Raw genomic sequence first — 26,433 nt, 5'->3', positions numbered from 1 at the left:
CGCAGCGCGGTCAGGAGATTCTGCCCGCCGCGGCCAGACGTCTCGGCCAGCGCGGTCACCCCCGCCTTCCCGCCTGGAACCTTGCCGATCTCCACTTTGCGGCCGTAGCGCTTGTCCCACTCCGGCTCCACCAACGGCAGCAGCCACTCCGGTGACTGCTGGGCGGGTTGTTCAAGCGCGGCCCGCAGGCTCTCCCCGGCCAACTCCAGGCGGCTGAGCCCACGCACCGCCGCCAGTCATGTGTGGCGTCCGTGCGCTGCCGCCCGCCCGCCTTGAGCAGTCGGGCCTCCGCGAGCCGGTTCAGCATCGCCTTCAGCAGCCGGTCGGCGGCGTCCCCGTCCACCAGCCGGGCACGGAACTCGCACAGCATCGTGTGGTCGAACCCGGGATCATCCAGTTCCAGGCCGAGCGCGTACTTCCAGTCGATGCGGGTGCGGACCGCTGCCACTGCCGCGCGAACGGACAGGTTCTCCGCAAACTGCAGCACCGACATCAGCGTCAGCTGCCCCGGCGACGCGCCGTCAGCACCCCTCACACAAGATCACCAACAGGTTCGCCAGGCCGGCTGCGCTGGCCTCCTCGGTGAGGGGAAAATCGGGGCGGGCGTCCGGTAAGCCGAAGATTCTGTGATGCCGGTCAGCTCGCCCAACAGGATGGCGATGGGGATCCGTCAGCGGACTTCGGTTTGCGCCACGGCCACTGCGGTGACCGGCAGCGCGTGTGTCAGACTCAGCGGCTTCCGGGATCCCTCCGGGCGCCCGTTCGATCGGCACGCGTGCGGAAGGGACACCGCGATGGCGAGACAGGACGTGAAGGACGAGGTCCTCTATCTGCGGGCGGCGGGGCTGGACTTGGGCAAGCGGTTCCTGCTCGCGTGCGTGCGCACGCCGTGCTTGAAGCGGCCCGGGACCTGGACGCTGGAGACCGAACGGTTCTCCACCACCCCGGCCGAGATCCGGCGTCTGCTGGCCTGGCTGCTCGAGCGCCGGGTCGAGGTGGTGGTACTCGAGGCCACCTCGGACTACTGGCGCCACCTCTACTACACCTTGCAGCCGCACCTGAACCTGATGCTGGTCAACCCGGCCCATCTCAAGGGCATTCGGGGGCGCAAGAGCGACCCCAGCGACGCCGCATTCCTGGCCCGGGCGGGCGCCTCGGGCATGGTGATGGGCTCCTTCGTGCCCGAACGGGAGATCCGCGAACTGAGAGACCTGACGCGCCGCCGCACTCAGCTGATCACCGCCCGTGGGCAGGAGGCCCAGCGGCTGGAGAAGGAACTCGAGGACACCGGGATGAAGCTGTCCTCGGTGCTCAGCGACATCACCGGGGCCAGCGGACGCGCCATCATCAACGCGCTGATCGGCGGCGAGCGTGACCCCCAGGCGCTGGCCGACCTGGCCATCCGGCGGGCCCGCAGCAAGATCCCGGCCCTGGTCGAGGCACTCGACGGCACGTTCACCGAGCATCATGCGTTCATGTGCCGGCACTATCTCGACGAGATCGACCACCTCACCGCCACCGCCGACCAGTTGGACCAGTTGGACCAGTTGGACCAGTTGGACCAGTTGGACCAGCGGATCACCGCGCTGCTGACCCGTCTGGAGCACAACAAGGACGTCGAGAACCTGGACACCAACCCCGGCATCGGCCCCGCGGCGGCCGAGATCATCATCGCTGAAACCGGCGGGGACATGGCCCAGTTCGCGACAGCCGGCCATCTCGCCTCCTGGATCGGGGTCTGCCCGGGCATGAACGAATCCGCCGGCGTCACCAAGTCCGCCCGAACCCGCAACGGCAACAGCAACCTGAAAACGGCTGCTGGGCATCGTCGCGATGTCGGTGACCCGGAACAAGGACTGCTACCTCAGCGCCTACTACCGGCGCATCGCCGCCCGCCGCGGACGGCAGCGGGCCCTGGTCGCGGTGATGCACAAACTCGCCGTCGCGATCTGGCACATCCTCCGCCACAAGACCCGCTACCAGGACCTCGGCGCCGACTACTTCACCCGCCGCGACCCTGAACGCGCCATGCGTCGCATGACCAAGGAAGCCAACCGCCTCGGCCTCACCGTCCGCTTCGAGCCCATCGCAGCAACGGCTTGACCAGCACACTCACTCAACTTTTCGTGTCAGAGTCCCGGTATCGAGGCTGGGGAAGCGCTGCCCCCAAGATCTGACCGGGGCACCACCCTATAGCGGAACTGACTGACTATCAGAATGCAACGTGCCTTCTATCCAGGGCCAGCAGCATGCGAGACGTTCTCGGGGGACTCCCGACGCGGTGTTCCGTTCCCGGGGACTTTCCAGTCGTCACCCGTGCGCCGTCCCTCCGTTAGGCCCCAGGGCGCACCGAAAGGCTCGGTAGGTCCCTCATGCACACCACGCCGTCCTCGATCGCTGCGAAGAATGACGAGCACCCGTCCGAAGGTGCCTCCTCATACCGCACCACTTCGCAGCACGCTGCGGTCTCCGGGACAACAGTCGCACACAAGGGTCAAGCCTTCATACAAGCGATCAGTGCGGCTGAAAAAGTTCACTTGCTTCGCTTCGCCAATACGCTCGCCTTGGGTGATTTCCACAGTGCAGAGGACCTTGTCCAGGAGGCATTACTGCGGGCCTGGCGGCATGCGGACCGGCTCGTCTCCACTGAAGGACTGGCGCGTCCGTGGCTCTTCACCGTCGTTCGGCGGCTGGCCGTCGACGCGATCCGGGCCCGACGTGCGCGTCCTGTCGAGGTGTCCCCGTCGGTCCTGGACACCGAGGTGGTGGCCGACACCGGCGAGGGCATACTCACCGCGCACGTGCTGAAGCAGGCGATGGCGGAACTGACCCCGCACCACCGTGAGGTACTGGTTTACCGGTACTACCTCGACCGGAGTGTCGAGGACACCGCGGCAGCATTGGCGCTGCCGATCGGCACGGTGAAGTCCCGCACAAGCCACGCGCTGAACGCCCTGCGCCGAGCCTTGACGTCCCAAGGAGTTGATTCCTATCGGTGAGGAGCCCGCAGGTGCTCACCACCGTCGTCGTCCGATCGTCGTCCGGGGCCTCATACATCTCCGGGCCGGATCACCTTCACCAGCAGATCGACCCCGGCATGGCACCGTTGCGGCATCGGGGTCCCACGTCGGCGCTGCCTTTGGTGCCCCGTCGACCCGCTCGATGCCGGGCTGGCTGCATGATGATCAGCTCGATGCGGACCTTGGAACCGTCCTCTATGCCGGCCGCGGGGCACAGCCCTTCGGGGGGCTGCGCCCCTGGAAGCGTGAACGTGATCTCGAACTGCCCCCAGTCCCGGTCAGCCCGCCGTCGGTCACGCTTCGATGGAAGACAGCTGCGTCGACTCCGGTCGGTCAGGTGGCTGCCGATTCGGTGACGTCGGCGATATCGGCGTACTCGGCGGCGAGTCGCCGAAGAAACCAAGGAGTTATCAATCGACAGCTCCCAGGGCTTCGGCGTAGTTGCGTGATATCCGGTTCGTGATCACGCGAGCCCAGGAGAGGGAGCGGGCGTCGTGGGTCACCAGCGTTGTGGCACAGAGCGGCCGCGGTGTTCGTGACGCCGGTCAGCCGCAGGGCTCCGATTGCGAAGTCGCGTCGGGTTGACACCGCGCGGGGTGCGTTGGCGGTCCGCAGTTGGGAGGCGTCCTCGGCGAAGGTGGTGTCCCGGACGTGGTGCGGGGCCTCCACCTTCCAGTGGTCACGCACGAGCGAGGCCAGTTGCGCGGGGATGGCCTGCCCGGCGGTGAGGCCGGTGACGGCGAGACGGTCTTCACCGCACGCGGTGAGGGCGAGCGCGACGACCAGGGCGTGTGCCACTCCGCGCGGGTCACGCGGGTCGGGCACCTCGGCCAGCCGTTCCAGCAGGCCCGGCACGCCGACCGGTGCGGCCCGTGGATGGCCGCGGAGTTCGTCAAGAGCGGGTGGTATCAGCGATGCGCTGGCAGGCACGGTCTTCCACTTCGATCACCGGGCGTCGAGAACTCCATGATCTTGGGAGACCATGCCACTTGACTGTCCTTTTCACCAAAGTTACAGAGCATGCCTCCTCGGTTTCCCGGAACCTGTTGGCCTCCGCCCTGATCGCTCCTGCCCGCTTTTCGAGGCGCTGTCGGAGAGAGGACCGCATCCCGGAGGCTGGAATCCCCGACGTCATCCTGGTGCCCTCGGATTCGAGGCCCGCGGGCCGCTCGACCCGGTCACGGATCTTCTTGAGCAGCTCGATCACCTCAGCCCGTGCATCTCCCTGGATGCGGATGGTTGCCACGTTGCCTCACCTTGTCGCATGGTTGCGCCGAAACCCGGAAAGTCCCAGAAGACTGCGGGAACTGTGAGGACCCCTTCGCGGGGCAGACCTATCCGATGGGACTGTTTGTCTGGTCGTCTGGGTCCACGAAGGCGCGGGCGACGGAGCACAGGAACTGGCTGACGCCCTCCAGGCCCTGAATAGCGTCTCTGGTTCCCGTGTTGTACTCGTTCCAGTACGGCCTGAACCTGATCTCCGAGCCGGGCGCACTGTACGCGGCGGCGACGACATCGGCCATCTTGGTGCTGCCCTCCCGGAGACCCTGCTGGAGCATCTCCTGCTGGTTCCGCAACCAGTTCGCCGCCTCCTCGATGTCCTCTGGGTCCATCTTGATCGGAGCGACCATTGGGGTTCCTTCCGCTTCGGGCTCACGACGGCGTCCACTGCCGTCACACCCCTGACTACGCGGCGGAATAATGACGGGTTCTCTGCACCTCTTGGACAGGAGGTCCACGGCGGTGAAACTGGTCACGGCTGGGTCTCGGAGTTGAGGTTCCCCCGCTGTGCGGTAGATGCTGATCAGCTGGTCAGTGCGGGTTGAAGGGGTGTCAGATTCGCTCGTTCAGCCGTTGCCTGGTCGGCGTGGTACTTCTCCTCGAATTCGATCGGGCTGAGCCGACCGAGTCGCTCCTGGATGCATCGACTGTTATGGAAGCCGTCGATGTACTCGAACAGCACGAGGTTCGCATCGGCCCGGGTGGCGAAGGTGCGGCCGCGGCTGCCCTCGGTCTTGAGCAGCTGGGGACGTTTGTCTGTACGCGTCGGGCGCGCTGGCTGCGTTCGTCGGGCTGACGATCTGGTTACCCCGAACCTGCCGCTGATGCTCGCGGTGATGGTGCTGGCGCTGCTGCTGGGCTGGCACCTGGTCGCCTCGATCGGCGGCGGCGACATGCTCGTGGCGTGTCGATGCTGAACGGCTACTCGGGCTGGGCGGCGGCGGCCGGCTTCCTGCTCGACAACAACCTGCTCATTGTCACGGGCGCGCTGGTCGGCTCCTCAGGCGCCTACCTGTCGTACATCATGTGCAAGGCGATGAACCGATCCTTCATCTTCGTCATCTGCGGGCGGCTTCGGCATCGAGGCGCCCACGAGCAAGGAGGAGGAGCAGGGCGAGCACCGCGAGGTGCGCGCGCCGCGGAGGCGGCCGAGCTGCTGGCCACCGCGAGCTCGGTGATCATCACCCCGGGCTACGGCATGGCCGTCGCCCAGGCGCAGCACCCGTCGCGGAACTGACGCGGCAGCTGCGTGAGCGCGGCGTCGATGTGCGCTTCGGCGTCCACCCCGTCGCCGGGCGCCTGCCCGGCCACATGAACGTGCTGCTCGCTGAAGCGAAGGTGCCGTACGACATCGTCCTGGAGATGGACGAGATCAACGACGACTTCGCGCAGACCTCGGTGGTGCTCGTCATCGGCGCCAACACCGTCAACCCGGCCGCGGCCGAGGACCCGGGCAGCCCCAACGCCGGCATGCCGGTGCTGCGGGTCTGGGAGGCGGAGAACGTCATCGTCTTCAAGCGCTCCATGGCCTCCGGCTACGCAGGCGTGCAGAACCCCCTCTTCTTCCGTGCCAACAGCAGCATGCTCTTCGGCGGCGCCAAGGCCAGCGTGGACGCAATCCTGCAGGCGCTCAGCACCGACGAGCGCCAGGCGGCCGCTCCGGCGCCGCGTCAGACGGTCGTGGGATAGGACTCTGACCGCACAGGTTCGCATTGGGCTCGGGGCGGTCGCTCGTCGGCGAACGTCGGATCCGAGCGCTGGGGGCTGAGCCTGCGCGCACCGCACGACCTTTTCGGCTGCTCTCCCCCACACTCAATCTGCGGTGGTAGCGCACCGAACTGGTGCGCTACCACCGCACGATGCTGCCTCTCTTTGGAAGGAGCCCGTCCACGCCACCCTCGCTCTGCTGGACTTTGGAATCGCCCTGTCTTCCTACCGGCTCCGGCCCGAGGGTGAGTTTCCTGTCCGAGCGCCTTGCCGGCCCCTGAACGAAGAAGCCCCAGAGACATTTATGACTGCGCCGGACGATGACCCATGCCGATGACTGGACGAAGCCACATGCTGCCGCTGAGGGGGCTGCACCGAGGGCACCCACATTTGCTGCGCCGCCCGCTCCTGCAACGCACGCGTCTGCTGCGCAGCCAAAACCTGCGCCGCACGCGCCCCCGCCTCCGTCTCCGTCTGTTGCGCCTCCTGCGCCAAAGCCCGCGCCTGCGCCGCATGCGCCTCCGCCCGCTCCAAAGCCTGCGTCAAAGCCTGCTGCGCAGCCAATCCCCCGTCCCAGTAAGTAAGAGAACTCGACGTCTGCGACAACCCAGCCAACGCACCACCAGACAACACCTGCTCCAGCTGCGCAGCCACAGCCTGCGCGGCACGCGCCTGCGCCTCCGCCTCCACCTGCGCCTTCTGCGCCAAAGCCCGCGCCTGCGCCGCACGTGCCTGCGCCTGCTCCCGCGTCAAAGCCTGCTCCGCAGCCAATCCCCTGTCCCAGTAAGTAAGAGAACTCGACGTCTGCTGCGTGAGCACCTGCCCAGCCGCAGCCTGAATGTGCGGCACAAATGCAGGGTACCCATCCCCTTCCAGGTTCCCCTGTGCAAACCAGTGCTCCCCTGGCACCGTTCCCTGTGACGCCACCAGTGCTGGCGCGAGCGGCCGATGCTGGTACGGAATCTGGGATGTGCACCGAAATGCGAGTGTGGGTCAACCTCTCCATGCTCGCCTACCAGCGGCAGAACTGGCCCGACGCGCTCGCGGCGGCCCAGGCCGGGCAAGCCTCCTCGGCGGCCCGCCGAGACCCGCTCTTCGATTCGCTGAGCCAGGTTCGCGTCGCTCATTCGTACGCGGCTCTCAGCGACGGCCGGGCGCAGGCCTGCGCTCTTTGGGAATTGAGGTTCCCTCGGCGCGGGAGAGGTGCTGGTCAGCTGGTCAGCAGGGGTTGATGGGGTTTCAGATTCGTCGGTTCGGCCGTCGCCTGCTCGGCGTAGTGCTTCTCCTCGAACTCGATCGGGCTGAGGAAGCCGAGCCGTTCCTGGATTTGGCGGGAGTTATAGAAGCCGTCGATGCATTTGCGAGGTTCGCCTCGTACTGACCTGCAAACGATCCGGGATCAGACGACCTTGCAATCGCCCTGGGTCCAACCGCATAAGGAAGTCCTCCACTTTCCCAGGGGATTGACATGCCCACCCCATCGAAATGAGAGATCAGCAACGGGGCTTCTATCCTTTGAGAACGCAGAATTTTTGGACGCTCAATCGTCATCCGAGGGCAGTGACCTCCGCGAAGACGCTCACTGGATCCCCGCTACCTCTTGGTGGAGCGGCTTCTTGTCACCGTGCGAAGCACCCTTTTCTCTGCGGGCCCAGATCGTGCAGGGCCACAGGGCGAATGCCATGGACGCAACGCCGGCCAGGGCGATGGTGCTCGTCGCACTGGTTGCCTGCGCGACGACGCCCACGAGGACAGCTCCCACGCCCGATGCGGTGAAGTTCATCGACGCCGCGACGCCCATGCCCTGGGCGCGCCGGTCGTCGGGGAGCATTTCAGCGAGGAAAGACACTGACATCGTTACCTGAATGGTCCAGAGAGCGCCGCTCAGTCCAAAGATCACCCCGGCCAGGTATGGCCCGACGGGCAGGAGCACACACGGCAGGGGAGCACCCGTGGCCAAACACACAACCGGAAAGGCGATTGGCAGACGGTGGTAAGGCACGACACGTGTGAAAAGGGCCAGGCCAACGATCGAGCTGGCGGCAACACCAGCCAACAGGAAACCGACCCACTCGGACTTCGCGCCGAGTTCGTCCACGTACGCCGCGGCAGCTCCCTCGGGCGCTATCAGAAACACGCCTGTCAGGGTGGAGACGAAGATCGCCCTACTTCCACGGCTGCCCCAAACGATGCGCAAACCATCGAACAGCGAGCTTCGCGCCTGCAGGGCAGTTGAAACAGGGCGAGATCGGACGAGCACGCCTATGGAAAAAGCCGACGCAGTGAAGGTCATCGCGTTGATCGCGAAGCAAAGTTGCGGACTTGTCGATGAGATGACGCCACCCGCAGCGAATCCGACAAGTAGGCCGATCTGACTGACGCACTGCCGCACGGCCATCCCGGCTGAGTAGTGCTCCGCATCCAGAACGTCGCGCAGAAAGGCCAATTGTGTGGCTTTGTAGGGGCCGTTGAGGAAGGAAACCATGGCGACGAGTGCACAGACGACTACGAGCGGCATACCCGGCAGAGCCATGGCTGCGACAGCGAGCGCGCGCACCGCGTCGATGACGATGATCACCGTGCGGCGCGGCTTTCGATCCCCTACGACGGACAGGGTGAGGGAGCCGAGCACATTGGGAAGGTAGGTTAGACCATAGGTCATTCCGGTGATCGCTGCAGAACCAGTGCGATCAAAAGTCAGGAGTGCCAGGGCGACACGGGAAAACTGTTCCCCTGCGACGGAAAAGAACTCGCTGACGCACATGACGCGAAATTCTCCGAACCTGATAACCGAAGCTCCTCTCATCGCGTCTTGCGTCCATCCCTCTCGTTTCTGCGTGCCGTGACAGCGCTCACGGCGAAAGTTGGATTTGGGTGGCGGAATCTTGCCTTCCGCCACCCAAATCTTTTTGCACGGGGAACGTGATTGGGCGGCAGGAATTCGGCCGCTCGGTCGTTCCGCATTTCAGGAAGTCAGCGCCGATGGACGCCGTCGCGCCACTATTCCTTCCAAGCGGGGGTCATCATCGCACGTCACCTCCCTTCATTTTTTGCGAGTTACACCACTCCGACGGCATGCCCTTCAAAAAGGCACACCTCGGAGAGTCTATTAATACTTGCGGGCCACCACCAAATACTTGCGGTGCGCAGTCAAATCGACGTCGGACTGCAGTTCGCCCTTATAGAGGCCTCGAGCGGACTGCATGGTGAGTCCCGCCGCCTGCAGGAGCCGCTCGACTTGCTCGGGCGCGAAATAGTAATGCGTCACCGTCTCTTTCGATCGCACCCACTTGTCATCACTCGACAGGAATACGTCAATGGTCAAGTTGGTGGTATGCGCCTTTTCGTCGACCGGTGAGCCGCGCCAGAGGACGACAGAGTTCTCGGACTCGTCGATGACACTCCATTTTGCCAGGCGGTCGTTGAACCCGGCTGTGGGAAGATCGAATACGAAAATGCCGCCGGGAACCAGGGAACGGGCTACGCCCGCGAATGCCCTCGCCAATTCCTCTTCATTGGACAGGTGAGTGAATGGTTCCCCCATGGTGGTGATGACATCGAAGGAGCCGAGGTCGGGAAGGTCACGCGCGTCGGCATGCACGAATGAGACGGCATCAGCACCATCTTTGCAGCGCGCCACGTCGAGCATTTCCGTCGACAGATCAGCGCCGGTAACCTCGAACCCACGCCGCATCAGTTCGATCGCTGATTTCCCGGTACCGCAGCCGAGATCCAGCAGCCTTTTTCCCGACGCACCGTGCTGTGCGATGAGGTCGGAGTAAAGTCCAGTCCAGACGTCGTATCCGTCTTCCTCGGTCGTTATGATGTCGTAACGCGCGGCAAGGCCGTCATAGAATTGTTGCGCCGGATTATGGAATCCCATATTGTCAACCTCCATCATCATGTACGCAAAGCATTCCATTCGATGGAATGTCAACATCCATCCACGGCTGTTTCGATGACATGGGGAATCGAGTGCTCCTGACGCAATCCGCACGGAGCCGCAGAAACGATCTACGCGAGTGATTATGATCGAGCGTCATGTAAAGCGTCAACATCGATTGGCCAGCAGGTTCTTTTAAGCTGGTCAACCCAGTGACATCGGCGAAATCAGCCAGTATCCGTGCCCCGGCGTGGCCAACCAACCCCGTACCGTCAGCGGAGACGTGGAGTCTGAGACGCGAGCCGATACCCTGCACGTAGAACTTTTTCGCGAGCATGCCGAGAAATGGGAATTGTCCATCCTTCACCCCGAACCGCAAAGGCCTGCAAAACCATCGCACCAACAACTGGACCTTGCATACGGCACCTCGCGAAACGAAACGGGTGGACAGGGAAACGAACACTTGCATGGATCCTGCTCGCATTCACTGAGATGGCGAGCTGTCACGATCCCTTGGGTCATCTGGGCACGAGGTCCGCTGCTCGGGTCGGCGGGCGGGGGCCTGGTACTCGGCCTGTAGGCGCACGCCGGTCGGGTGGGTGTACGAACACGGTCAGAGGAAGGCCGGGCACAGAAAGTCGGCAGTGCCTTCCCGGCACCGGCACTCACTGAACCCGACGGGACAGAACGACCCGCGTCACCGGACCGGGAAGACTCCACCACTGGGCCGGCCGCACATGAGCCTGAAGTACCCGGCCCGACCAGGTCACTTGCCCGGATGACGTCTGCACGGCCAGCGACGCAGCAGAGGTTCCCACAGACACACCAGCGCGCCGTTGAAGCCGCCGGGCATCGAGCAGGTTCCGCTCCTGCTCCGTCAACCCACGGCCCCGGACTTTGCCACTCGTCCAGTGGTTGGCAGCCGCGGGAGCAGCAGCAATAGGTTCCGTAGATTCAGTCTGGGGCATATGGGGGTTTGCGCTGCAACTCCGCAGGTGTTCTGTAACGTGTTCCGGCCTCGTCGGCATGACGCCTCCATTGAAAATAAGCTGCCGCTGGCAGCCAACGGAAGACTCTGCCCTGCTCTACGCACGCCCCCACACCATGGTTCACACGCCTCCCGGATCTGAGGCTCCCCCGTTGTGTGAGAGGTGCTGATCAGCTGGTCAGAGCGGGTTGACGGGTGTTCAGGTTCGTCGGTTCGGCCGTCGGCTGCTTGGTGTAGTGCTTCTCCTCGAACTCGAGCGGATTGAGCCAGCCCAGCCGTTCCTGGATGCGTCGGCTGTTATAGAAGCCGTCGATGTACTCGAAGAGCGCGAGGTTCGTCTCGGCCCGTGTGGCGACGACCCGACCGCGCACGGGGTCACGCAGGGACTGAACTCCCGCTCTCGCCAGGCGAGTTGTGCGCTTGATAGACGTATATTGACAGCCGTGGTCGGCGTGATGAATGAGCTTGCCGGGCTCGACCTCGCGGGCCGCGAGGGCGTACTCCAGTGTGGTCAGGACGAGGTCGGCGTCCGGGCGGGCCGAGGTCTCCCAGGCCACCACGCGGCGGGAGAACGCGTCCCGGATCGCCGAGAGCCACAACGGGCCCTCACCGGTGGAGATCATGGTGAGGTCGGTGACCCACAGCCGGTTCGGCGCGCTCGCAGTGAAATCGCGCTCGACCAGGTCCGGGGCGAGCGTGGCCTTGGGGTCGCGGCGGGTAAAACCCTTGCGGCGTGGGCTGATGCCCGCGATGTCGGCCTCGCGCATCAGACGGTGACGATCGCGACAGTTGCTGAACCCTGCGCCAGACGCAGGCCGCAGGAGGTCACATACGTCAGCACGATCAGGGGGAGGTCGGCCGAGGAGAGCGTGTGGGCCAGAACCTTGCCAATACCCGTGGCCGAGATGACTGCGCCGAAGAATGCCCCCGCGCCGACCACGAGCACGCAGTTCGGCGGTCGCGGGGGTTGTCATGTGGGCTTGCTTCCTCGGCAGCCTTTGACTGCGTTCAGTTGAGCTGGCCAAGTTTTTAGGGCAGTTGGCGACTGGGCCGGTGGTGTCGGTGGATTTTTCTGCACCTGTCGTGGCGATTCAGGCTCGTACGAGATCATGGTCCGGGCATGGTGTACGGGGGTGCGGCAGCCGAGCGAGTGGATGCGCGCGCGGCCGGGGCCCACAAGGGCCCCGGCCGCGGCCGACCACTCCCATCGACCGGTTCCGCAGCGGGAGGACCACCACGGTCCACCTCGCAGCCGATGCCCGGGACACGGACAACCCGAACCCCGTTATGGGACGCCTAGACGATCAGGCTCAGCACTGCCGCCGTTGCGAAACCAGCCACGGACAGCACGCTTTCCAGCACGGTCCATGTCTTCAGTGTGTCCCGTTCGCTGATGCCGAAGTACTTGGCGACGATCCAGAAGCCGCCGTCGTTGACGTGCGAGGCGAAGATCGACCCCGCGGAGATGGCCATGATGACCAGGGCGACGAAGGCCTGCGAGTGGCCGCCCTCCGGCAGCAGCGGCGCCACGATGCCCGCCGTCGTCACGATCGCCACCGTCGCCGAGCCCTGCGCGACGCGAAGGACCAGCGAGATCAGGTATGACAGGACGATCACCGGGAGGCCGACGTTGTGGAAGGTGTCGGAGAGGGCCTGGGCGACCCCACTGGCCTTGAGGACCGCGCCGAAGACGCCGCCCGCGCCGACCACCAGCAGGATGTTGCCGACCGGCTTCAGGGACGAAGTCGACACCGTCTCCAGCGACTTGCGGGACCAGCCGCGGCGGATGCCCAGCAGGTAGTAGGCAAGGAGCAGGGCGATGGTCAGCGCCACGAAGGGGTGGCCGAAGAACTCGATCACCGACCGGCCGGTGGACGGGTCGAGGGCGATCGAGGAGAACGTGGACGCCAGGATCAGGACGAGTGGCGTACCGATGATGGCGAGGACCATGCCGAGCGGCACGGGCGTCTCCTGCGGCTCCACGCCTGCCTCGCGCTGCTCGTTGAGGACGGCGAGCTTCGCCTCGGTGGCAGCCTCGACCATGTCCTGCGGTACGGCGACGAAGATCCGCTTGCCGATCCAGGCCGAGAAGACCCAGGCGGCCAGGACGGCGGGGATGCCGCAGGCGATGCCCATGAGGATGACCCAGCCGAGCTGGACGTGCAGGAGTCCGGCGGCGGCGACCGGTCCGGGGTGCGGCGGCAGGAAGGCGTGCGTCATCGACAGGCCCGCGAGGAGCGGCAGGCAGTACAGCAGGATCGACTTGCCGGAGCGCTTGGCGGCCGCGTAGACGAGCGGCGCAAGGACGAAGATGCCGACGTCGAAGAAGACCGGGATGCCGAAGATCAGCCCGGTGACGCCCATGGCGAGGGAAGCCCGCTTCTCACCGAAGAGGCCGAGCAGCCGGGACGCCAGTACCTCCGCCCCGCCGCTGACTTCGAGGATCGCGCCGAGCATCGTGCCCAGGCCGATGATGATCGTGACATGGCCGAGGATGCCGCCCATGCCGGCCTCGATGGTGGAGACGGCGTCGGAACGCTGGACGGTGCCGAAGAGCTCGGTGACCGAGAGACCGGACAGCAGGCCGACGGTTATGGAGACGGCGAGGAGGGCGACGAACGGCTGGAGTCTCGCCTTGATGATCAGGAAGAGGAGCAGCGCGATGCCGACGCCGGCGACGGTCAGCAGCCCGGCCGTTCCGTCGATGACGTGGAGCAGGCCTCCGGTGTGAGGTGGGGGTGCCGGTGCCGGGGTGGCGGCGAGCGGCAGGAGAAGAGGGGACATTGAGGTGTTCCTTTGGGTAAGTACATACGGTTTTGGGCAGGGGGGATCGCGGCACGGTACAGGGTGAGGACCGTGCCTCCTACGGCGTACGGGGGTCAAAGGGGCCGTCGGTGCGTCCGCCGAGGACGGCGAGCGCGTCGATCTCGATCAGGAGCCCGGCGGGAAGGCTGACACAGACCGTCGTGCGGGCGACAGGGGGTGGGTGAGGCCCTGCTCCTCGAAGTAGCTGTCGTAGATCTCGTTCATCTCGGCGAAGTGGTCCACGTCCGTCAGACAGAGGCGGACCATCATCACGCCGTCCCATGGGGCACCGCCCGCCTCGAGGACTGCCTTGACATGGGCGAGCGTCTATAGGGTCTGCGCGAGCAGGGTGGGACCAGCGGGCATGGGGCTTGCCGTCCTGGGCGGCGAGGAAGCCGACCCGGCCGGCGCCATGGAGGGGTATTGCGCTCCTTGACACCGTGGGAGAACTTCACGGAACCGGTGGTACGGGTTCTTGGGGGTGAGCGCGATCTTTCGGTCATGCGGGGTCCTTTACCGGCGTTCGTCCGGAGTACTCGCCGCTGATGGCGTCCGCGGTGCGGCGCACCTGCGGGAGCAGGGTGAGGAGTTCTTCGGCGGTGACGACGACGTTCGGCGCGGAGACCGACATCGCGGCGACCACCCGGCCGTCGGCACCCCGGATGGGAGCCGCGACGCAGTTGATGGACTCCTCGTTGCCGCCGAGGTCGGCGGCCCAGCCCTGCTGACGCACCTTCTCCAGCTCTCGCAGATAGGCGGCGGCGTTGGGGGTCGAACGGGCCGTGTACATGGGGTATTCGAGCCTCTCCGCGACCGCGCGGCGCTCGGGTTCGGGCAGATCGGCGAGCAGCAGCTTGGCCACGGCCGCGACGGTGATGGCCACGGGCTTGCCGATCCGCGAGTACATGCGCACGGGGTAGCGGCTCTCCACCTTGTCGATGTAGAGCACCTCGTTCTCCTCGTACACCGCGAGATGGACGGTGTGTCCGCACTGCTCGTTGAGGCGTACGAGGTGGGGGTGGGCGATCTCGCGGATGTCGAGGTTCTCCATCGCCTCCTGGGCGAGGGCGAAGAGGCGGGCGCCGAGGCGGTAGCGCTGGTCCGACTGGCGGTAGACCAGGCCGTGCTCGTGGAGCGTGCGCAGCAGGCGCAGGGCCGTGGACTTGTGGACGCCCAGGCGGTCGGCGACCTGGCCGAGGTCGGCGGGGCCCTCGGCGAGCAGCGGCAGGATGCTCAGCGCGCGGTCGACGGTCTGGCTCATGACGTACGTACCTCCTTCTCGACCCGGTCCGCTGTCCGTGTCCAGCCGGGTCCGAGGTGAAGTCTCTCCCACGCGGCGTCGTCCAGGGCCGCCAGGCGGTCGAGGTGGTCGCGGGCGGGGGGCACGGCGAGGTCACCGGGAACCGTAAGGGCCGCGGCAGCGATGAGATGGCCATGCCGCAGGCGGTCGCGCAGGGGCAGTCCGCGCAGGGTGGCGGAGATGAACCCGGCGGCGAACGCGTCACCGGCCCCGACGGCAGCCACGACGTCGACATGCGGGGCCGGGACGAAGGTGGCGGGCGTCGGTGCCGGCGAGGGGTCGGTTGCGCAGCCGCGCACTGACGGGGTGCCGCCCACACCCACCCTCCCCCGTTCCCGGCCTCGCTCGAGCTGAGGGCCCCCCGCCGCCCCATGGGCACGACTGACCCCGGCCGAGGCGAACACCGTCGCCCCCTGCACCCCCTGCTTCACCACCAGCACCTGTGGCTCGGGGAGGGCCTCTCTGATCGCTGCGGGGCCGCCCTTGATGCCCCAAGCCTCCTCGGCCTCGTCAACTCCGACGAACACGAGGTCCGCCTGCCGCGCCAACTCCCACAGCACCCTGGGACCGTCGACGCGCTGCCAGAGTCCCGCACGGAAGTTGACGTCGAACGAGACGAGCGGACTGCCCGGCCGCCGTGCGACGAGCTCCCGCACCAACCCCAGGCAGCCGTCCGACAGCGCCGCCGTAATCCCGGAAAGGTGCAGCACGCGCCCCGCCCGCACCGCTGCCAGGTCCACGTTTCCGGCCGTCATCGCTGAGGCCGCCGAACCGGTTCGGTAGTACGCCACCTCGTGGGCGTCGCTGGCCCGGTCCCCGGCGGTACGGAAGTAGACGCCTGTCGGGCGGGCCGCATCGCGCCGTACGGACGCCACATCGACGCCGAACGTCCCAACCGTCTCGATCAGGTGATCGCCGAAACCGTCGGCTCCCAACCGGCTGACCCACCGCGCAGAGTGCCCCGCCGCCGCCAGCACACAGGCCACGTTGGACTCCGCTCCGCCGATGGCCCGGTCGAAGGAGGGCACGTCGGCGAGGCTGCCCGGGCGGGAGGGCAGGAACGTGACCATGGACTCGCCAAGCGCGACGACGTCCACGACGCAGGGGGCAACGGGGGACCCGGTGGGGGTCACGAGCGTCAGAGCTCCTCAGTCTCGGCGGGCGCCGGCTTCATTGACCCCGCGTGGGCCGAGATGTTAAACAGCAGCAAGCGGCATATGCAATAGCCGTTGCACCACTTGCATCGATCCAGCTCAGGAGGCTACATGGCCAGCTATTACGACATCGCAGCCCTCGCCAAGCTCGCCGAGGAACGCGTCGACCACCGTTTCAAGGGCCTTCCGCCGGACGCCGACGGCCTGACCGTCGGTGGAGGGGCCGCCCAGGGCCGCAACCTCTTCACCGGCGGCTTCCACCGCATTCCCAATGTGCAGATCAAGAAGGTCGACGCGGTGGTCTGCTGCTTAACCACCAATGCCGAGCGGGCCAAGCAGGTTGCCTTCAGCGACCTCTACATCGCCGGCTGCACCGCCCGCCGACGCCGCACTCCCGTGCTGATGGAACCGGCCCGTGGCGTCGGCCTCGTGTGCGCCGGACGCGACGAGGCCGAGACCCTATGCGGCATCCGCACCGCGCAAGAGCTCGACGGCCTTCTCGGCCCCGCCCCGGTCCTGATCGTCAGGACGCGGCACACGGAGCCACGACGTACTGCGCCGACGGTGAGGAAACCTACGTCCCGACCCCCGCCACCCAGGGCGTCGATCCCTTTCAAAGCCGGTGACGCCTTCGCCGCTGGCTACCTCGCAGCGCTCCGCGAAGGCCGCGCCGCTGAAGACGGTCTGCGCCTGGGCCACCTCGTAGCCGCAGCGACGCTCAGTACCCGAGAGGACGGCCCCCCTGTTGTGACCCGCAACTCCCTCGCACTCGACAACGAAGCCTGGTCCGGCCTGCGCCTGACCTGGGCCCCCATTCCCTCATAAGGAGTCACTACGATGAGCCGCACGACGATCCCGACGAGCGAGATCCGCACCGACCAGGCCCCCGCACCGGCCTGGGTCTTCTCCCAGGGCGTGCGCAAGGGACCCATCCTGCAGGTCTCCGGCCAGGGCCCCCAGGACCCGGCCACCGGCGTCTACCTCCACGAAGGCGATGTCAAGGCCCAGACCCGCCGCACCCTGGAGAACGTCCGTGCCATCCTCGAAGCAGGCGGAGCCCAGGTCTCCGACGTGGTCATGTTCCGCGTCTACCTGACCCAGCGCGCGGACTTCGCCGCGATGAACGAGGTCTACGCCCAGTTCATCGAGGAGCACGTCAAGGACGGTCCGAAGCCGTGCCGCACCACGGTCTTCGTTGAACTGCCGCACGAGGTCATGCTCGTCGAGATCGACGCCCAGGCCGTCGTCGCCTGACGAGCGCCACAAGAAACCCGGTGGACACGGTGACGCCACACATACGTGTCGCCGACACCGCCCTCCGCGTGGTCCCCCCTGCCCCGCCTGCGACAAGTCCAACCCGTCCCGTCAACGACGACCCCGGCAACACGCAGCGCCACCCCTCGTCTGCATAGGACCTTCTTCTGATGACCAATCAAGAGCAGTCAGCCGCCGTAAGCAGCCCGCTCCTGCCCACCCTTTCCGCAGACCGCGTCATCGCCGTGATCAGGGCCCCTGAGATCTCCGACGCTGCAGCACTCTGCGCCGCGCTCGCAGAAGGAGGCATTCGGTGGGCCGAGTTCACCTTCACCACTCCCGACCTCACCGAGCACCTCCAGCGCGCGGCAGCCCACAACGGCTGCCACATAGGCGCTGGAACAGTGATGACCGCTGTCCAAGCCCAGGCGGCCATTGACGCAGGCGCCACCTACCTTGTCACTCCCGGCTGCCGCCAGGAGGTCTCGCAGGTGGCCGCCCAAGCCGGGATCCCCGTCATCGTGGGAGCGCTGACGCCGACGGAGGTCGCTCATGCGCTGGACCTCCAAGCCGCCGCAGTCAAGATCTTCCCGGCCCATGCCCTGGGTCCCCGCTACTTCAAAGACCTCCTCGGCCCCTACCCCGGCATTCCCCTCATCGCCTCGGGTGGTGTCAACAGCACCAACGCCGCCCAGTTCCTGGCCGCAGGGGCCCGGGCCATATGCGCGGGCTCCGAGGTAGTCTCCGCTTCCGCCATCGCCGCCGCCGACTGGCCCACCATCACGAAACGCGCGAAAGCCTTCATCGAACATGCGCTATAACCGCTCTCTGGCGAGAGAACACAGCTGCGCACGCTGCGCTAAGTCGTCGCAGTTTCCGACATCGGCGCATTGGCTCCATGGCTTCGGCGCCTGCGCATCTAAGGGTCCCCTCGTACCGTGGAGTCCGTGATACCAGGGGAAGTTGAGGTTCATGGGGTCCAGGCAACAGAAGTACGACGCGGAGTTCCGTGAGGGTGCTGTACGCATCGTGATCGAGACGGGCAAGCCGGTCCCGGAGGTCGCCGAAGATCTTGGGGTGCATCCGGGGACGCTGCACAGCTAGGTCTCACGCTGGAGGAGGAATGGCTCGGCCTCCTCCGACCGGCACGCGCCCGCCGCCTCGGGTGGCCGGCTGCGGGAGGGTGAACGCGCTGAGCTGGAACGGCTGCGCCGGGAGATGAGCGAGAAGAACAAGCCCATCCGCGAGATGGAGATGGAACGTGATGTCTTCAAACGCTGCATGGCCTTGTGGGTGAAGTAGCTGCTGCGGACCCGGCCCGGCTGGCCGGGGTGATCAGTGACTGCAAGGCCGAGCAGAACATTCCACACACCGTGTCCTGCCGCGTGCTGGGCGTGAGCGAGTCGTGGTTCTACAAGTCATCTTCGACGCCTCGGGCGGCACCTACGGCTCCCCGAAGGTGTGGATCACGCTTGTCAGGGAGGGATGGCGCGTCTCGGTGAACACCGTCGCCAAGACCATGGCCGAGCTGGGCCTGGCCGGACGGAAGATACGGCGACGCCGCGGGCTCACCCGCCCGGGCAGGCGGGCCGCGGCGCCGGATTTCGTGCGCCGCGACTTCAGCGCGGATGCTCCGGACCAAGTCTGGGCTGGGGACATGACGCAGATCGTCACGAGCGAGGGCAAGCTCTACCTGGCCACGGAGATTGACCTGTTCTCGCGCCGCCTGCTCGGCTACGCAATGGGCGAGCGCCACGACGCCGAACTCGTCGTGGCCTCCCTGCACATGACCGCGGCCACCCGCGGAGGCGACGTCAAGGGCGTGATCTTTCACAGCGACAGGGGCAGCGAGTACGTCTCCCGCCGGTTCAAGCGGGCCTGCCGCCGCCTCGGCGTGACCCAGTCCATGGGCCGGGTCGGCTTCTGTTTCGACTGTGAGAATGGGATCACCGCCGCAGTGGTGGCCTGACCCTTGTTACGACCGCCCCTTCGGGTGTCCTGGCTGTTGATCTGTCGGTCGCTGCTGCGGCGGGCTCGATGCGGGCCGCCGGCCGCGCGGGCAGTGACCGAATAGGAGCCTGCACCACCGGGCGGAAGGCACCGAGGGATCTGGTGGAGCGGTGCCGGACCGCGCCTGTGTCGACGCCGTAGGCCGCGACCGCCGCGATCAATGGTCACCGAAACCGTCGCCGCCGACCCGGCTGACCCACTTCACCGAGTGGCCGGCCGCACCCGGCGCGCACGCCACGTTGGACTCCGCGCCGCCGATGGCGCGGGTGAAGGCCGGTGCGTCGGCGAGGCGGCCCGGCCCGGAGGGAAGCAAAGTGACCATGGACTCGCCTAGGCAGACGACGTCCACCACGCTCCGTCCACTGCGGCGGTTCCGGTCACCGGGGCACTCCTTCGGGGGCCGTGGCCTGGCCTCATGGGTCCATTGACCCGGCATGGGCCGGGATGCTAGAAAGCGCCGAACGCTATGCGCAACCGCCGTTGCACAGAATGCAACTCGGATGTGGAGGAGGCACAATGCCCGCCGCCAACGCCGTCGAAGGCCTCGCCCGGCTGGACCACGAGACCGTCGACCACCGCTTCAAGGCACTCCCGCCGGACGCCGAGGGCCTCACCGTCGGCGAGCTGGCCGCCCAGCGCCGCAGCCTCTTCACCGGTGGCTTCACCACACCCGTACTCGCGCTCTCCGCGGAGTCCCTGGAGCACAACCTCGCCCTGCTGGAGACCTATACCGAGCGCCACGGCCTCGCGTTCGCCCCGCACGGCAAGACCTCCATGTCACCGCAGCTCTTCGCCCGCCAGCTGGAGCGCGGGGCCTGGGGCATCACCGCCGCCGCCCCGCACCAGCTCCGCGTCTACCGCGCGCACGGGATCCAGCGGATCTTCCTCGCCAACGAGCTCGTCGACGCGGTGGCACTGCGCTGGCTCGCCGGTGAGCTGGAGCGTGACCCGGACTTCCGGTTCATCTGCTACGTCGACTCCGTGCGCGGCGTGGAGCTGATGGACGAGGCGCTGCGCGGCGCCGCCCGGACCGTGGACGTCGTGGTCGAACTCGGCGCGGGGGAGGGTGCGCGCACCGGCGCCCGCAGCGAGGCAGACTGCACCGCCGTCGCCGACGCGGTCGCGGCCACCCCGGCCCTGCGGCTGGTCGGCGTCGGGGGCTACGAGGGCGAGGTCCCGGACGCAAACCCCGAGCGGGTGCGCGACTGGCTGCACCGCCTCGTCTCGCTCGCCGTGTCCTTCGACCAGGACGGCCGCTTCGCGAACGCGGACGAGATCGTGGTCAGCGCCGGGGGCAGCGCGTGGTTCGACCTGGTTGCCGAGGTGTTCGCAGAGTTCCCGGAGTTGTCCCGTCCGCTGCTGAAGCTGCTGCGCTCCGGTGCGTACGTCTCCCACGACGACGGCCACTACAAGCATCTGACGCCCTTCAACCGGGTGCCTGAGGAGGGCGCACTGGAGCCGGCGTTCCGGCTATGGGCTCAGGTCGTGTCCCGCCCGAGCAGGCAGCAGGCGTTCGCCAACGCCGGCAAGCGCGACGCCGCGTACGACCTCGACCTCCCCGAGGCGCAGGTCGTCCGGGACGCCCGCGACGGCTCCGTGCGCCCGGCCGCCGGCATCACCGTTACCGGGCTGTCGGACCAGCACGCCTGGCTACGGACGGACGAGGACGCGGACCTTGAGGTCGGGGACTGGATCGGCATGGGCCTGTCCCACCCGTGCACCTCCTTCGACAAGTGGCAGCTGATCCCCGTGGTCGAGGCGGACGGCACGGTCACGGACTACATCCGCACCTTCTTCTGATCCCGTCCACCCTCCGATCCCGTCGGCCGCCCGGACCGTAAGGCCCGGGCCCGCACAGAACCGGCCCATACCGAAAGGGCACACCATGGACCTCGTCATCCGTGACGTATGCGTCATCGACGGCACCGGCGGTGATGCCTACCGTGCCGACGTCGGTATCCGGGACGGCCGGATCGCCACCGTCGTCCGGGAGGGAGGAGGGGACCGTCCCACCGGACGTCGCGTGCTGGACGCGCACGGGCTCGCCCTCTCCCCCGGCTTCATCGACATGCACGCCCACAGCGACCTCGCGCTGCTGCGCGACCCGGACCACAGCGCCAAGGTGGCGCAGGGCGTGACCCTCGAAGTCCTGGGACAGGACGGGCTGTCGTACGCGCCCGTGGACGACAGCACGCTCGCCGGGGTCCGCGCGGCCATCACAGGATGGAACGGCGACGGTAGCGACGTCGACATCGACTGGCGCACGGTCGGCGAGTACCTCGACCGCATCGACCGGCAAGGTACGGCCGTCAACGCCGCGTACCTGGTCCCGCAGGGCACTGTCCGGATGTATGCGGTCGGCTGGGACGACCGCCCTGCCACGGAAGCCGAGCTCGGGCGGATGAAGCAGCTCGTCGCCGAGGGCCTGGAGCAGGGCGCCGTCGGCATGTCGTCGGGTCTCACGTACACGCCCGGCATGTACGCCAGCGGCTCCGAACTCACCGAACTGTGCCGGGTCGTGGCCTCGTACGGCGGCTACTACTGCCCCCACCACCGCAGTTACGGAGCCGGTGCCCTGGAGGCATACGAGGAGATGGTCCGGCTCACCCGGGACGCCTGCTGCGCTCTCCATCTCGCCCACGCCACCATGAACTTCGGCGTGAACAAGGGCCGGGCGCCCGAACTGCTCGCGCTGCTCGACGAGGCGCTTGATGCGGGCGCCGACATCTCGCTCGACACCTATCCGTACACCCCCGGCTGCACCACACTCGTCGCGACCCTGCCGAGTTGGGCGAGCGAGGGCGGCCCGGAAGCGACCCTGGCACGGCTCACCGATCAGGCGACCGCGGAGCGGATACGCCACCACATGGAGGTCATGGGCTCCGACGGCTGCCACGGCGTGCCCGTCGAGTGGGACACGATCGAGATCTCGGGCGTCTGCGAGCCCTCGCTCACGCCGTTTGTCGGCAGGACCGTCGCGGACAGCGCCGCCCGGCGCGGCGAGGAACCCTGGGTCACTGCACGCGGACTGCTCCTCGCCGACCGGCTCGGATCCACGATCCTCCAGCACGTCGGCCACGAGGAGAACGTCCGCGCGATCATGCGCCACCGCGTCCACACCGGCGGGAGCGATGGCATCCTCCAAGGGGACAAGCCCCACCCCCGCGCCTACGGGACCTTCCCGCACTACCTCGGCCGGTACGCCCGCGAACTGGGCGTCCTGTCATTGGAGGAGACGGTCGCCCATCTCACCTCCCGGCCCGCTGCCCGGCTGCGACTGACAGACCGCGGGCTGGTCCGCGAGGGATACCGCGCCGACCTCGTCCTCTTCGACCCGCAGACGGTCGCGGCGGGCTCCACATTCGACGCCCCCCGCACCCTGCCGACCGGCATTCCACACGTCCTGATCGACGGCAGGTTCGTCATAGAGAACGGGAAACGCACGGACGTACTGGCGGGGCGGGCGGTCCGCCGGACCCAATGAGGAAGCGTTGTGCACGGCCCAGCCGTTCACCCGACGCCGCACGTGCAAGGCTTCCGCAACGCCGACAACCAGCGCCTACGGACACGCTGCGTCACCACCCGACGAGCCCGCGGACACCTCCACACCGCTCAACCTTGAAGACCCACTTTGCATTTGTTCTACGCAAGCCGTCGTCCGCCCAGCGCGACCTGGTTCGGCACGGTCGGCGGCCGGTAAGTGATGGGCGGGCGTTGGTCCGGTCGGCCCGAGGCAGGGGGCGCACCAAGGTGGAGTCTCATTCTCGCTGCCTCCGGGGAGAAGCCCCTGAAGTCACCGAGCCCGTCCTGGGACGGAGCCGCCAGTCGATACGGGTGGTTTGCGTATGAGCCAGGGGGTATGACATGACGTCTTCCGGTTTCCACGTCATCCGGAGCCCGGCGAGCTGGCCCGGGCATCGGTGAAGAAGAAGGCTGCGGGGGGCCCGCAGTCAACTGATTGGCATGTGAGGGGCGCACACCCTGTGAGGGGAGTGCATGCATCGGCAACAGGGGGTGGGGGTAGTACATATCCGTCTGGGTGGGCAAGCAATGCTTGCGAACGGCACAAAGAGCGAGGAGGGCCAACCCGGCGCCGGCCCATTCCTGGCGCAGGGCACCAGCGCTTGAGGCGCCGTACAATGCGGAGCCCACCATATTCACGGCACCGTGAACAGCATGTGAGTAATCGGGCTTAACATGCTTCTTTTCTGGATATCGATAGATATGATAGGCGGCATAGAGCTGCCGTGACACTTGTTCTAGACCATCCAGCCCGCCCAAACCTGTGCCGAGGCCGTAGACAGGCAGACTGTGCGCGAACTTCCCAACCGATTTGACCAGCGGCGGCAGTCCGTTGATGACGCCAGCGATCAACGTGTCTTTATTCTTCCATGTCACTTCACCCACTTGAGCCACCATCTCGAATACGGGGGAAAAAGAAATGGGGGGCATGACATCTCCAGGGGGATCTGAGCCTGATATACGGTTCAGCCAGTTGCGCACTCATCCTGCAATGGCGTGAGCACAACACAAAGATTCTACTTAGCCTTCAAATGAGGCGCAGCAGCGTTTACGTGGTATTCCTCAAGAGTTCAGGTTGCAACTCCGCCGCGTTGCAGCGCGAACGGGCGGGCACCTGACGGCTCCAGGCGTGGCGTCGCAAATCGGGCTTGTACCGGAAGCACGCACTGCGGTCGGCCGCCCCTGTTTCCCCGGACCCGGGCTGTGTGATGCGTTTCTGCCGTGTTGGAACAGGAGTTGAACAAAGGCCCGGTGGCGCGCGGCCGACCGGCCTGTGGGGCCCACACCGCAGGCGACGGCACCCGACGACGACCCCAGACCCGCACCTCATCGTCCGGAAGCTCGCACCCGCCCCGGACGACCTCAACGCCCGCTGGTGCGGAGACATCACCTGTGTTGCCACCGAAGACGGCCGGGCTCTGCATGGCCACCGTCATCGACATCGTCTCGCAGCCATGTGGTCGGCTGGTCCACCGCTGGCCATCTGCTGACCGAGCTGGTCGCGGACGCTTCAGGTCTCCACCTGCCGTCGACGTCGTCCCATCTTGCCGGTGCCCCCCGCCCAGGGGAGTCTGTCAGTACGGTGCTGTCACGTTGCTGGGGCCGTGGTCTCTGACGGTGTGTCGGGGTGTGATGGAGCTGGGTTTTGAGTCCTGGGTCAGGCCGCGGTGGGCCGGTCGGCCGTGCCGGTGACGTGGTCCCCGAGGGTGAAGCGGAGGGTCATCTCGAAGCGGTGCTGAGCGGCGATCAGGAGATCGCCGGGGCCGGAAATGAGGAGAGACGCCACTGAAGGCGGACACGAACCGCTGGGCCGCGCCGGGTGAGCGGAAGTACCTCATGGCCCGCTCGCGCCGGCGGGTAGGCTGATGCGAAATCTCCACCCGATTGTCCAGTCCCTTGTGGGAACGGTGCTCGACGGGTGCTCGACCGAGGCCATGACCTCGCGGCAGGCGGCGCCCTAGCTAGGAGCGGAGCTTGTCAATCATGAGCACCCGCGGGACGCGGCACTGCTTCTTCACCAGCTTGGCCATGAACCGCCTGGCTGCCTTCGCGTCACGTTTGGACTGCACAAGAACGTCGAGGACGGTGCCGTCCTGGTCCACGGCCCGTCAGAGGTACTGCCGCTCGCCGTTGATCTTCACGAAGACTTCCGTCGAGATGCCACTTGTCACCGGCCACGGGCCGGCGGCTGCGCAGCCCGGCCCCGTAGGCCTGGCCGAACTCCAGACAGCCCGGCTCCACGGCGGTGGCCAGGGCCTCACTGACGAATTTCGGGGCGCCACGGGAGTCGGCGCCTTGCCGCGGCGCATCCGCACGCCGGTGATCACCGGCCGCGAGCTGGGGGTAGAGGGTGGCCAGCAGGGGGTGCAGGGTGCGGATGCCCTTGAACCGGCCATACCCGGCACCCTGCTTGGACCGGCCACCCTGACCTGCACGGACACAAGATCAGAGGACTTTGCATCAGCCCTGCCTCGTCGGGCGACGGAGAAACGCCCTGGTCATCCAGGGCCCGCGTAGATCATTTACGGGACTTCACTCAGGAAACCCGCAGAATTCCACTCGCCTACATAATTTATGAGTTCGACATAGACACTAGGAGTGGGCAGTTCCCAGGCTTGGGCCAGCCGCCGGGCAGCTGCATGAGTGTCTCCTTCGAGTTCGGTCAGCGCGATCCAGATTGCGGTAGCTATTGGAGTACAGACAAGCCCTTTCCCCGACCTGGTGAGAATCAACTCCCCACTCTCCAGAAGAGTGGACCTGACATCGGGAACTTGTCGAAACCTGGGCACGCTGCCTAGCCCTCCGTGAAACATCTGTGACATGTGGGTGAAGACGGCTGCTGACGTCGGCACCGATTGGCCCGACGGGAACCATGGTGGGGTGCTCTTCGAGGACGGGTATGCGTAGGTAGTGCTCACTCCCTGTTGACTGAGCCTTGCCCGAGAGTAGTCCCCTTCGCGTCGCGAACCCGATCGCGCTGAGGCACGGTACCCGTCCCCCACCCCGTACTGCCCGTGCGCTGGCTGCTGGCCGAATGGCCCGCCAACCAGCCCGAACCCGCGCAGTTCTGGCTGTCCAACCTGTCATCCGACACCCCGCTGACCACCCTCGTGCGCACCGCGAAACTGCGCTGGAGGATCGAGCACGACTAATCCGCGAGATGAAGCAGGCCCGGGGCCTGGCGCACTTCGAAGGCCGCACCTGGAGAGGCTGGCACCACCACGTCACCCTTGTCCGCCGCACACGCCTTCTGCACCCTCCAGCGCCCCACCCGGTCCCCAAAAGAGGCGGCGCCGAGCCGAACCTCTTACCAGATCGCCCGCGAACTGCAGTCATTCCTCGCACTCTTGACCGGCGCCTGCCCCACCCGTCACCGCAACATGCCAGAACCGATACCAACCTGACCAAGCACTACTAGTGTCCTGCGCCAGTAGTTGATCGTTAGAAGTTGCGTGACTTCTGCTGCTGGTGCGTCAGTTCCCCGTCGGGGCCCGAAGCTGGAACCGTTG

24 protein-coding genes and 5 pseudogenes are annotated in these 26,433 nt (G+C 66.6%); 12 read left to right on the top strand and 17 right to left on the bottom strand.

Annotated features, from left to right (window positions below):
- Positions 1-55: 55 nt before the first annotated feature.
- Positions 56-535, bottom strand: coding sequence for a transposase (locus tag AB0I54_RS44695; RefSeq protein ID WP_363302116.1), 480 nt, complete (start codon positions 533-535; stop codon positions 56-58).
- Positions 536-794: 259 nt separating this feature from the next.
- Here AB0I54_RS44695 and AB0I54_RS44690 point away from each other — a divergent pair.
- A pseudogene (locus AB0I54_RS44690) lies at positions 795-2,103 on the top strand (IS110 family transposase).
- A gap of 269 nt (positions 2,104-2,372) precedes the next feature.
- A complete protein-coding gene (locus AB0I54_RS44685; protein ID WP_363302115.1) occupies positions 2,373-2,999 on the top strand; it encodes a sigma-70 family RNA polymerase sigma factor in 627 nt (208 codons plus the stop codon).
- 354 nt (positions 3,000-3,353) lie between these two features.
- Here the strand turns inward: AB0I54_RS44685 and AB0I54_RS44680 are convergent, their stop codons facing one another.
- From AB0I54_RS44680 to AB0I54_RS44665, 4 genes are all read right to left on the bottom strand, one after another.
- Positions 3,354-3,950, bottom strand: coding sequence for a hypothetical protein (locus AB0I54_RS44680; RefSeq protein WP_363302114.1), 597 nt, complete (start codon positions 3,948-3,950; stop codon positions 3,354-3,356).
- Positions 3,913-4,266 carry a hypothetical protein gene (locus AB0I54_RS44675; RefSeq protein ID WP_363302113.1) on the bottom strand — a complete coding sequence of 118 codons (354 nt, stop codon included), beginning with the start codon at positions 4,264-4,266 and terminating at the stop codon, positions 3,913-3,915. The genes AB0I54_RS44680 and AB0I54_RS44675 overlap by 38 nt, the downstream gene beginning before the upstream one ends.
- 88 nt (positions 4,267-4,354) lie before the next feature.
- The gene (locus AB0I54_RS44670) at positions 4,355-4,651 is read right to left on the bottom strand and encodes a WXG100 family type VII secretion target (protein WP_363302112.1); all 297 of its coding nucleotides are present in this window, start codon (positions 4,649-4,651) and stop codon (positions 4,355-4,357) included.
- A gap of 173 nt (positions 4,652-4,824) precedes the next feature.
- Complete coding sequence (locus tag AB0I54_RS44665) at positions 4,825-4,983, bottom strand: hypothetical protein (RefSeq protein WP_363302111.1); 159 nt, start codon at positions 4,981-4,983, stop codon at positions 4,825-4,827.
- Between AB0I54_RS44665 and AB0I54_RS44660 the strand changes: the two genes are divergently transcribed.
- Together AB0I54_RS44660 and AB0I54_RS44655 are read left to right on the top strand one after the other, a co-directional pair.
- Complete coding sequence (locus AB0I54_RS44660; protein ID WP_363302110.1) at positions 4,967-5,218, top strand: hypothetical protein; 252 nt, start codon at positions 4,967-4,969, stop codon at positions 5,216-5,218. The genes AB0I54_RS44665 and AB0I54_RS44660 overlap by 17 nt on opposite strands.
- A pseudogene (locus AB0I54_RS44655) lies at positions 5,212-5,990 on the top strand (NAD(P)(+) transhydrogenase (Re/Si-specific) subunit beta). Before AB0I54_RS44660 ends, AB0I54_RS44655 begins: the two are co-directional and overlap by 7 nt.
- A gap of 243 nt (positions 5,991-6,233) precedes the next feature.
- Here AB0I54_RS44655 and AB0I54_RS44650 read toward each other — a convergent pair.
- From AB0I54_RS44650 to AB0I54_RS44610, 9 genes and pseudogenes are all read right to left on the bottom strand, one after another.
- A complete protein-coding gene (locus AB0I54_RS44650) occupies positions 6,234-6,857 on the bottom strand; it encodes a hypothetical protein (protein ID WP_363302109.1) in 624 nt (207 codons plus the stop codon).
- Positions 6,858-7,587: 730 nt separating this feature from the next.
- Complete coding sequence (locus AB0I54_RS44645) at positions 7,588-8,907, bottom strand: MFS transporter (RefSeq protein ID WP_363302108.1); 1,320 nt, start codon at positions 8,905-8,907, stop codon at positions 7,588-7,590.
- 210 nt (positions 8,908-9,117) lie between these two features.
- On the bottom strand, positions 9,118-9,912 hold the full coding sequence (locus tag AB0I54_RS44640) for a methyltransferase domain-containing protein (RefSeq protein WP_363302107.1): 795 nt from the start codon (positions 9,910-9,912) through the stop codon (positions 9,118-9,120).
- Between the two features lie 1,137 nt (positions 9,913-11,049).
- On the bottom strand, positions 11,050-11,646 hold the full coding sequence (locus tag AB0I54_RS44635; protein ID WP_363302106.1) for a DDE-type integrase/transposase/recombinase: 597 nt from the start codon (positions 11,644-11,646) through the stop codon (positions 11,050-11,052).
- On the bottom strand, positions 11,646-11,825 hold the full coding sequence (locus AB0I54_RS44630) for a hypothetical protein (RefSeq protein WP_363302105.1): 180 nt from the start codon (positions 11,823-11,825) through the stop codon (positions 11,646-11,648). The genes AB0I54_RS44635 and AB0I54_RS44630 overlap by 1 nt, the downstream gene beginning before the upstream one ends.
- Before the next feature lie 350 nt (positions 11,826-12,175).
- The gene (locus AB0I54_RS44625; protein WP_363302104.1) at positions 12,176-13,663 is read right to left on the bottom strand and encodes a gluconate:H+ symporter; all 1,488 of its coding nucleotides are present in this window, start codon (positions 13,661-13,663) and stop codon (positions 12,176-12,178) included.
- Positions 13,664-13,742: 79 nt separating this feature from the next.
- Positions 13,743-14,187: pseudogene (locus AB0I54_RS44620) on the bottom strand (RidA family protein).
- Positions 14,184-14,945 (bottom strand): IclR family transcriptional regulator, encoded by a 762-nt coding sequence (locus AB0I54_RS44615; protein WP_363302103.1) that lies wholly within the window; start codon positions 14,943-14,945, stop codon positions 14,184-14,186. Before AB0I54_RS44615 ends, AB0I54_RS44620 begins: the two are co-directional and overlap by 4 nt.
- A complete protein-coding gene (locus AB0I54_RS44610) occupies positions 14,942-16,054 on the bottom strand; it encodes a sugar kinase (RefSeq protein ID WP_363302129.1) in 1,113 nt (370 codons plus the stop codon). The genes AB0I54_RS44615 and AB0I54_RS44610 overlap by 4 nt, the downstream gene beginning before the upstream one ends.
- Before the next feature lie 486 nt (positions 16,055-16,540).
- Here AB0I54_RS44610 and AB0I54_RS44605 point away from each other — a divergent pair, with 486 nt between their 5' ends.
- The 5 genes from AB0I54_RS44605 to AB0I54_RS44585 all read left to right on the top strand — a co-directional run bounded on the left by AB0I54_RS44605 (position 16,541) and on the right by AB0I54_RS44585 (position 19,361).
- The gene (locus AB0I54_RS44605; RefSeq protein WP_363302128.1) at positions 16,541-16,963 is read left to right on the top strand and encodes a PfkB family carbohydrate kinase; all 423 of its coding nucleotides are present in this window, start codon (positions 16,541-16,543) and stop codon (positions 16,961-16,963) included.
- A gap of 12 nt (positions 16,964-16,975) precedes the next feature.
- Positions 16,976-17,392, top strand: coding sequence for a RidA family protein (locus AB0I54_RS44600; RefSeq protein ID WP_363302102.1), 417 nt, complete (start codon positions 16,976-16,978; stop codon positions 17,390-17,392).
- A 170-nt stretch (positions 17,393-17,562) separates the two neighbouring features.
- Positions 17,563-18,213 (top strand): bifunctional 4-hydroxy-2-oxoglutarate aldolase/2-dehydro-3-deoxy-phosphogluconate aldolase, encoded by a 651-nt coding sequence (locus AB0I54_RS44595; protein ID WP_363302100.1) that lies wholly within the window; start codon positions 17,563-17,565, stop codon positions 18,211-18,213.
- Between the two features lie 151 nt (positions 18,214-18,364).
- Positions 18,365-18,496 carry a transposase gene (locus tag AB0I54_RS44590; RefSeq protein ID WP_363302099.1) on the top strand — a complete coding sequence of 44 codons (132 nt, stop codon included), beginning with the start codon at positions 18,365-18,367 and terminating at the stop codon, positions 18,494-18,496.
- Between the two features lie 301 nt (positions 18,497-18,797).
- Positions 18,798-19,361, top strand: coding sequence for an IS3 family transposase (locus AB0I54_RS44585; protein ID WP_363302098.1), 564 nt, complete (start codon positions 18,798-18,800; stop codon positions 19,359-19,361).
- Between the two features lie 157 nt (positions 19,362-19,518).
- Here the strand turns inward: AB0I54_RS44585 and AB0I54_RS44580 are convergent.
- Positions 19,519-19,724, bottom strand: a pseudogene (locus tag AB0I54_RS44580) (PfkB family carbohydrate kinase); the annotation flags it as partial.
- Positions 19,725-19,918: 194 nt separating this feature from the next.
- On the opposite strand from AB0I54_RS44580, the gene AB0I54_RS44575 reads away from it, so the two are divergent.
- Together AB0I54_RS44575 and AB0I54_RS44570 are read left to right on the top strand one after the other, a co-directional pair.
- The gene (locus AB0I54_RS44575; RefSeq protein WP_363302097.1) at positions 19,919-21,202 is read left to right on the top strand and encodes an alanine racemase; all 1,284 of its coding nucleotides are present in this window, start codon (positions 19,919-19,921) and stop codon (positions 21,200-21,202) included.
- Between the two features lie 16 nt (positions 21,203-21,218).
- Complete coding sequence (locus AB0I54_RS44570) at positions 21,219-22,886, top strand: D-aminoacylase (protein WP_363302127.1); 1,668 nt, start codon at positions 21,219-21,221, stop codon at positions 22,884-22,886.
- Positions 22,887-24,581: 1,695 nt separating this feature from the next.
- On the opposite strand, the gene AB0I54_RS44565 is transcribed toward AB0I54_RS44570, so the two are convergent.
- Together AB0I54_RS44565 and AB0I54_RS44560 are read right to left on the bottom strand one after the other, a co-directional pair.
- Positions 24,582-24,710: a hypothetical protein gene (locus AB0I54_RS44565; protein WP_363302096.1), complete on the bottom strand. Its 129-nt coding sequence runs from the start codon at positions 24,708-24,710 to the stop codon at positions 24,582-24,584.
- 175 nt (positions 24,711-24,885) lie between these two features.
- Positions 24,886-24,993 carry a hypothetical protein gene (locus tag AB0I54_RS44560; RefSeq protein ID WP_363302126.1) on the bottom strand — a complete coding sequence of 36 codons (108 nt, stop codon included), beginning with the start codon at positions 24,991-24,993 and terminating at the stop codon, positions 24,886-24,888.
- A 996-nt stretch (positions 24,994-25,989) separates the two neighbouring features.
- Between AB0I54_RS44560 and AB0I54_RS44555 the strand changes: the two are divergent.
- Positions 25,990-26,190 (top strand): annotated as a pseudogene (locus AB0I54_RS44555) (transposase); the annotation flags it as partial.
- Positions 26,191-26,433 lie beyond the last annotated feature (243 nt).

The organism is Streptomyces sp. NPDC050625 (genome assembly GCF_040654755.1).
In the GTDB taxonomy this organism is placed as follows: domain Bacteria; phylum Actinomycetota; class Actinomycetes; order Streptomycetales; family Streptomycetaceae; genus Streptomyces.
This window is presented reverse-complemented; position numbering and strand designations above follow the sequence as displayed.

Coding starts and splice junctions, on each gene's coding strand:
- AB0I54_RS44685 (WP_363302115.1), top strand. CDS start 2,373: ATGCACACCACGCCGTCCTCGATCGCTGCGAAGAATGACGAGCACCCG.
- AB0I54_RS44670 (WP_363302112.1), bottom strand. CDS start 4,651: ATGGTCGCTCCGATCAAGATGGACCCAGAGGACATCGAGGAGGCGGCG.
- AB0I54_RS44660 (WP_363302110.1), top strand. CDS start 4,967: ATGTACTCGAACAGCACGAGGTTCGCATCGGCCCGGGTGGCGAAGGTG.
- AB0I54_RS44640 (WP_363302107.1), bottom strand. CDS start 9,912: ATGATGATGGAGGTTGACAATATGGGATTCCATAATCCGGCGCAACAA.
- AB0I54_RS44635 (WP_363302106.1), bottom strand. CDS start 11,646: ATGCGCGAGGCCGACATCGCGGGCATCAGCCCACGCCGCAAGGGTTTT.
- AB0I54_RS44625 (WP_363302104.1), bottom strand. CDS start 13,663: ATGTCCCCTCTTCTCCTGCCGCTCGCCGCCACCCCGGCACCGGCACCC.
- AB0I54_RS44615 (WP_363302103.1), bottom strand. CDS start 14,945: ATGAGCCAGACCGTCGACCGCGCGCTGAGCATCCTGCCGCTGCTCGCC.
- AB0I54_RS44610 (WP_363302129.1), bottom strand. CDS start 16,054: ATGGTCACGTTCCTGCCCTCCCGCCCGGGCAGCCTCGCCGACGTGCCC.
- AB0I54_RS44605 (WP_363302128.1), top strand. CDS start 16,541: ATGGAACCGGCCCGTGGCGTCGGCCTCGTGTGCGCCGGACGCGACGAG.
- AB0I54_RS44600 (WP_363302102.1), top strand. CDS start 16,976: ATGAGCCGCACGACGATCCCGACGAGCGAGATCCGCACCGACCAGGCC.
- AB0I54_RS44595 (WP_363302100.1), top strand. CDS start 17,563: ATGACCAATCAAGAGCAGTCAGCCGCCGTAAGCAGCCCGCTCCTGCCC.
- AB0I54_RS44590 (WP_363302099.1), top strand. CDS start 18,365: ATGGGGTCCAGGCAACAGAAGTACGACGCGGAGTTCCGTGAGGGTGCT.
- AB0I54_RS44575 (WP_363302097.1), top strand. CDS start 19,919: ATGCCCGCCGCCAACGCCGTCGAAGGCCTCGCCCGGCTGGACCACGAG.